Here is a 4,662-nt window from a genome sequence, read left to right on the forward strand (position 1 = left end):
CACCCGCGTCGAGCAGCGCACCGACTTCGACAAGCTGATCCTCGACGTCGAGACCAAGAACTCGATCACCCCGCGTGACGCCCTGGCCTCGGCCGGTAAGACGCTGGTCGAATTGTTCGGTCTGGCAAGGGAACTCAACGTCGAGGCCGAGGGCATCGAGATCGGTCCGTCGCCTGCCGAGGCCGATCACATCGCCTCGTTCGCATTGCCGATCGACGACTTGGAGCTCACGGTCCGGTCGTACAACTGCCTCAAGCGCGAGGGTGTGCACACGGTGGGCGAGCTCGTCTCGCGCACGGAGTCCGATCTGCTGGACATCCGCAATTTTGGCCAGAAGTCCATCGACGAGGTGAAGATCAAGCTGCACCAGCTGGGTCTTTCCCTGAAGGACAGCCCGGCCACGTTCGACCCGTCCGAGGTTGCCGGTTACGACGTCGCCACCGGCACGTGGAACAGCGACGCCGGCTACGACCTGGATACCGACCAGGACTACGCCGAAACCGAACAGCTCTAACACGTTTTCGTCCTACTAGGAGACTGCTATGCCCAAGCCCACCAAGGGCCCCCGCCTCGGCGGGTCGTCCTCGCACCAGAAGGCGCTGCTGGCCAACCTGGCCACGTCGCTCTTCGAGCACGGACGAATCAAGACGACCGAGCCCAAGGCGCGGGCGTTGCGGCCCTACGCGGAGAAGCTGATCACCCATGCCAAGAAGGGCACACTGCACAACCGGCGTGAGGTGATGAAGAAGATCCGCGACAAGGACGTGGTGCACACGCTCTTCGCCGAGATCGGACCGTTCTTCTCCGATCGCGCCGGCGGCTACACCCGCATCGTCAAGGTGGAGGCACGCAAGGGCGACAACGCCCCGATGGCCGTCATCGAGCTGGTCCGGGAGAAGACCGTGACCTCGGAGGCCGACAAGGCTCGCCGGAGCCGCTCCGGCGGCGACATCGGGTCGGGCTCCAGTGCATCCAAGGCGGCGCCGGTGGCGGCTGCGGCGGTGCCGCAGGCAGCGGTGGAGCCGGAGGCAGCCGTCGGTCCAGAGGCCGACGAGGCAGTCGACGTAGTCGATGAGACGGCCGAGGCTCCGGAGGCCACGGATGCGGTCGACGCTACCGAAGCCGATGCCCCCGAGGCCGAGGACGACGCGAAGTCCTAGCCACTGCGCACCCTGCTCTTCGCGCAAGCGCTCATCGACATGACATCGGACATGCCCGCCATCGATTCCGATGGCGGGCATGTCCGTCTCCGGCTCGACGTCGCCTATGACGGAACGGGTTTCGCGGGCTGGGCCACGCAGGCCAGTCAGCGGACCGTGGCCGGTACCATCGACGACGCGCTCTCGACGGTGTTCCGCACGCCGGTGGTGACCAGAGCCGCCGGACGCACGGACACCGGTGTGCACGCCACCGGCCAGGTAGCCCACGTGGACGTCCCGGTCGACGCGATCCCGCGTGCCTACCCCCGGACGCCGAGGGACGGCGACGCCGAGTTCCTGCCGCTGGTGCGGCGCCTGTCCCGGCTGCTTCCAGAGGACGTGCGCGTGCTCGAAGTTGCCAGAGCACCAAGCGGATTCGACGCACGGTTCTCGGCGCTGCGGCGCCACTACGTATACCGGCTGTCGACCGCACCTTTCGGGGTGGAGCCACAGGCGGCCAGGTTCGTCACCCCGTGGCCGAGGCCCCTTGACGTCGATGCGATGAAGGCGGCGTCGCGGGAGCTCGAGGGCCTCAACGACTTCGCCGCATTCTGCCGCCCGCGTGAGGGCGCGACGACGATCCGTGACCTGCAACGGTTGGAGTGGGCCCGCGACGGTCACCTGCTCACCGCACACGTCACTGCGGACGCCTTCTGCTGGTCGATGGTGCGATCGCTGGTGGGTGCCGTGCTGGCCGTTGGGGAGGGCCGTCGCGACCCGCACTGGTGCGCAGAGTTGTTGACGTCGACGCGACGTTCGAGCGACTTCTCCACCGCGCCCGCTCGTGGACTGACCCTGGTCGGGGTCGACTACCCTCCCGATGCCGAGCTGGAGGCGCGCACCAAGGTGACCCGCGACGTCCGGTCGGCCGACGAGTTGGGCCGCTAGAGCCGGCCCGCGGCGAAGTCCGCGGCCTCGTTCACCATGCCCGCCTGGATGTAGGCGGAGGCGGCATGGTCGGTCCAGTTACTCTCCCAAGTGTTCGGGTCGGCCGGATTGCAGACCGGGTCCGCCGCATGGCACATCTCGATGGTCCGCTCGCGGTAGCCCGGACTCAACGCCCCGATGGGTCCCGCCCAGGCGCTGCCGTTGCCGAACAATGCGACCGCGGCGATGTGCTGGTCGGCATCGGGCGGCAACGGGTTGTCGAAGCCAAAGAACGCGAAGGGCACGGCCAGCGCGACGTCGGTCGCTGCGGCCCCCAGTGAGTACCCGCCGAGCACGATCCGGGTGTCGGGGCAGCCCGCCATCGTGCTCTGAACCCGAGCGCTCATGTCGTTCGCGCCGACATCGATCTGGTTGTCCGCGGGGTAGCGAACCGCGTAGAGGTTGACGTTCTTGCCCGTCTTCTTGCGAAGCGCGCTGACGAACGCGTTGCCCACCTGCCCTGCGCCCACGGGTTCCAGGCGGCCACGAGCGAAGATCACCTCGACCGCGGGGCACGCAGCTGACGCAGTCGGCACGCCGTGCTGCGCGACGGCGGGCACCACCAACAGCGCACCCGCGGTGAGGGCGACGGCGAACGCTGAGACGACGAACCTGCGAATCTGCTGAGGGATCACCGAAGGGATGCTATCCGAACGCGCCGAAGAACTCGTCGGGTTGCGAGGCGACTGGGTTACAGCAAACCGGCCACGAAGCTCGCCGCATTGTTCGTCGGGCCGCCGGCGTAGGCGCGGTGTGCGGCGACGTCCTCGCCGTTCGTCTGGCAGATGGGATCGTTGCCGTTGCACAGATCGATGGACCGACCGCCCCAGACGGGACTCGAGGTCAACGGCAGTCCTAGCTTGGCCGAGGGATTGCCGAAGGCGACGAGGGCTGCGACGAAGTCAGGCGTGTTGGGCGGCAAGGGGTTGTTGAACCCGATGGCCGGGATCGGCACGGCGCCGATGACGTCGATCACCGCGGCACCTTGCGAGTACCCGCCCAGTACCAGCCGCGTGTTGGGGCACGTGTTCATCATGTACTGGATGTGTGCGCTCGCGTCGTTGGCGCCGTCGGCTGCCGCGAGGAAGTCGTAGGTGGCAGGGTAGTTGACGGCATAGGCTCCGACCGACCTGCCGCCGACCTTGGAGCGCAACGAGTCCACGAACGCTCCACCGGGCAGCCCGAGACCGGGCGCCTCGTTCGTGCCGCGGGCGAAGACGACTTCGATGTCGGGGCAGCCGTCGGCGGATGCCTTGGCGATGCCGAAGCCAATGCTTGAAGCCGGGGCAGTCGCGACGACGGGAGCGATTACGGCTGCGAAGGCGGTCAGAACGGCGAGTATCGAACGCTTGACAAGATCAAAAGTCACGCCAAATGGTAACGCTTAAATGAGCTAGACAAGTCCTGCGACGAAATTCGCGGCTTGAGCGATGAAGTCCGACGATTCGTAGTGGGTGTGAGCGAAGGGGTTGCGACCTCGCGAACAGATGGGGTCGCCGTCGGCGCAGAGGTCGATGGCCCGTCCGCCGAAGATCGAGTTGGTGATGGGGATCGAGAACTTCGTCGACGGGTTGCCGAACACCGCGACCGCGGCAACGTTGGCGTCGAGGCTGGAAGGCAGCGGGGGCGCCGATCCAACCTCGCCGATCTTGTTGCCGAGCGGCGGAATGCCGGCCAACATGTCGACGGCCGCCGCGCCCTGCGAGTAGCCGCCCAGTACGAACTTCGTGCTCGGACACTGCGCCACCGTCGAGCTGATGAAGTTCGTCGCATCGTTGGCGCCGTCGGCGGCGGTCAGGAAGTCGTACGTTGCGGGATAGTTCACGCCGTACGAACCGATGGTTTGGCCGCCGACGAGCGGTGTCAGTGCATCGACCAGAGCCTGTCCCACGCGACCAATGCCAGCGGGTTCGCTAGTGCCTCGCGCAAAGACGACCTCGATGTCGTTGCACGGGTCCGCAGCGGCGGGCGGTGCCGAGATGAAGGTGGCGGCAGCGCAGACGACAGCCGACGCGATTGCCGCCAGACGGGTCGACATCCTGAGCAAGGTCACGCTGGACATCTTCACATATCCGGGTTAGCTGCGGCGAACCGTTTGCTCGGAGGCCGTTCCGTCGACAGGCATCTCGGGCCAGGAAGCCTCCGCCACCTTCTCGGTGCGGTCGCCCTGGCGCGCCAGCACCAATCCACCGAGCACCACGACGGCGCCAACTGCCTGAGCCGGCGTCAGCGCCTCGCCGAGCAGGGCCCACGCGGCCAGCACGGCGAACATCACTTCGGCAAGGCCCACCAGCGACGCGAACCGCGGTCGCAGCCGCGAGATGCCCATGATGCCGAGCGTGTACGCGATCGCGGTGGGGATGAGGGCCAGCGCGATGACCGGTACCAACCACGACGTCGTCATTCCCGCGATGACGGTGTCGTTGGAGTTGAAGGTCATCGGCATCAGGCCGGACACGCCGAGCAGCGGGACTCCGACGGCGCCGACTATAAGTCCACCGGCGGCGAGGGTGATGGTGTCCAGGCTTCCTTCTTC

8 protein-coding genes are annotated in these 4,662 nt (G+C 67.1%); 4 read left to right on the forward strand and 4 right to left on the reverse strand.

Features of this window, described 5'->3' with window-relative positions:
- The 3 genes from QOI01_RS24450 to truA form a co-directional block, all read left to right on the forward strand.
- Window positions 1–514: DNA-directed RNA polymerase subunit alpha C-terminal domain-containing protein (locus tag QOI01_RS24450; protein WP_526385560.1), on the forward strand; the 514-nt coding region annotated here is incomplete at its 5' end.
- 28 nt (window positions 515–542) lie between these two features.
- Window positions 543–1,160 carry a 50S ribosomal protein L17 gene (rplQ, locus tag QOI01_RS24455; protein ID WP_526385562.1) on the forward strand — a complete coding sequence of 206 codons (618 nt, stop codon included), beginning with the start codon at window positions 543–545 and terminating at the stop codon, window positions 1,158–1,160.
- A gap of 51 nt (window positions 1,161–1,211) precedes the next feature.
- Window positions 1,212–2,087, forward strand: a complete 876-nt coding sequence (gene truA, locus QOI01_RS24460; protein ID WP_526385564.1) for a tRNA pseudouridine(38-40) synthase TruA — start codon at window positions 1,212–1,214, stop codon at window positions 2,085–2,087.
- Here the strand turns inward: truA and QOI01_RS24465 are convergent.
- The 3 genes from QOI01_RS24465 to QOI01_RS24475 are packed head-to-tail and all read right to left on the reverse strand — an operon-like array spanning window position 2,084 to window position 4,107.
- On the reverse strand, window positions 2,084–2,761 hold the full coding sequence (locus QOI01_RS24465) for a cutinase family protein (RefSeq protein ID WP_526385566.1): 678 nt from the start codon (window positions 2,759–2,761) through the stop codon (window positions 2,084–2,086). The two genes, truA and QOI01_RS24465, sit on opposite strands and share 4 nt — an antisense overlap.
- A gap of 56 nt (window positions 2,762–2,817) precedes the next feature.
- Complete coding sequence (locus QOI01_RS24470; RefSeq protein WP_526385568.1) at window positions 2,818–3,495, reverse strand: cutinase family protein; 678 nt, start codon at window positions 3,493–3,495, stop codon at window positions 2,818–2,820.
- A gap of 24 nt (window positions 3,496–3,519) precedes the next feature.
- Window positions 3,520–4,107, reverse strand: a complete 588-nt coding sequence (locus QOI01_RS24475) for a cutinase family protein (RefSeq protein WP_526385572.1) — start codon at window positions 4,105–4,107, stop codon at window positions 3,520–3,522.
- Between QOI01_RS24475 and QOI01_RS24480 the strand changes: the two genes are divergently transcribed.
- On the forward strand, window positions 4,067–4,207 hold the full coding sequence (locus QOI01_RS24480) for a hypothetical protein (protein ID WP_526385574.1): 141 nt from the start codon (window positions 4,067–4,069) through the stop codon (window positions 4,205–4,207). The genes QOI01_RS24475 and QOI01_RS24480 overlap by 41 nt on opposite strands.
- On the opposite strand, the gene QOI01_RS24485 is transcribed toward QOI01_RS24480, so the two are convergent.
- The coding region (locus QOI01_RS24485; protein WP_526385570.1) for an EamA family transporter at window positions 4,204–4,662 on the reverse strand (459 nt) is incomplete at its 5' end. The genes QOI01_RS24480 and QOI01_RS24485 overlap by 4 nt on opposite strands.

It is taken from the genome of Mycobacterium sp. (assembly GCF_032162605.1).
Taxonomy (GTDB): Bacteria; Actinomycetota; Actinomycetes; order Mycobacteriales; family Mycobacteriaceae; genus Mycobacterium.

What these genes read in the sequence shown, in the direction of transcription:
- rplQ (WP_526385562.1), top strand. Translation starts at nt 543, where the DNA reads ATGCCCAAGCCCACCAAGGGCCCCCGCCTCGGCGGGTCGTCCTCGCAC.
- truA (WP_526385564.1), top strand. Translation starts at nt 1,212, where the DNA reads ATGCCCGCCATCGATTCCGATGGCGGGCATGTCCGTCTCCGGCTCGAC.
- QOI01_RS24480 (WP_526385574.1), top strand. Translation starts at nt 4,067, where the DNA reads ATGTCGTTGCACGGGTCCGCAGCGGCGGGCGGTGCCGAGATGAAGGTG.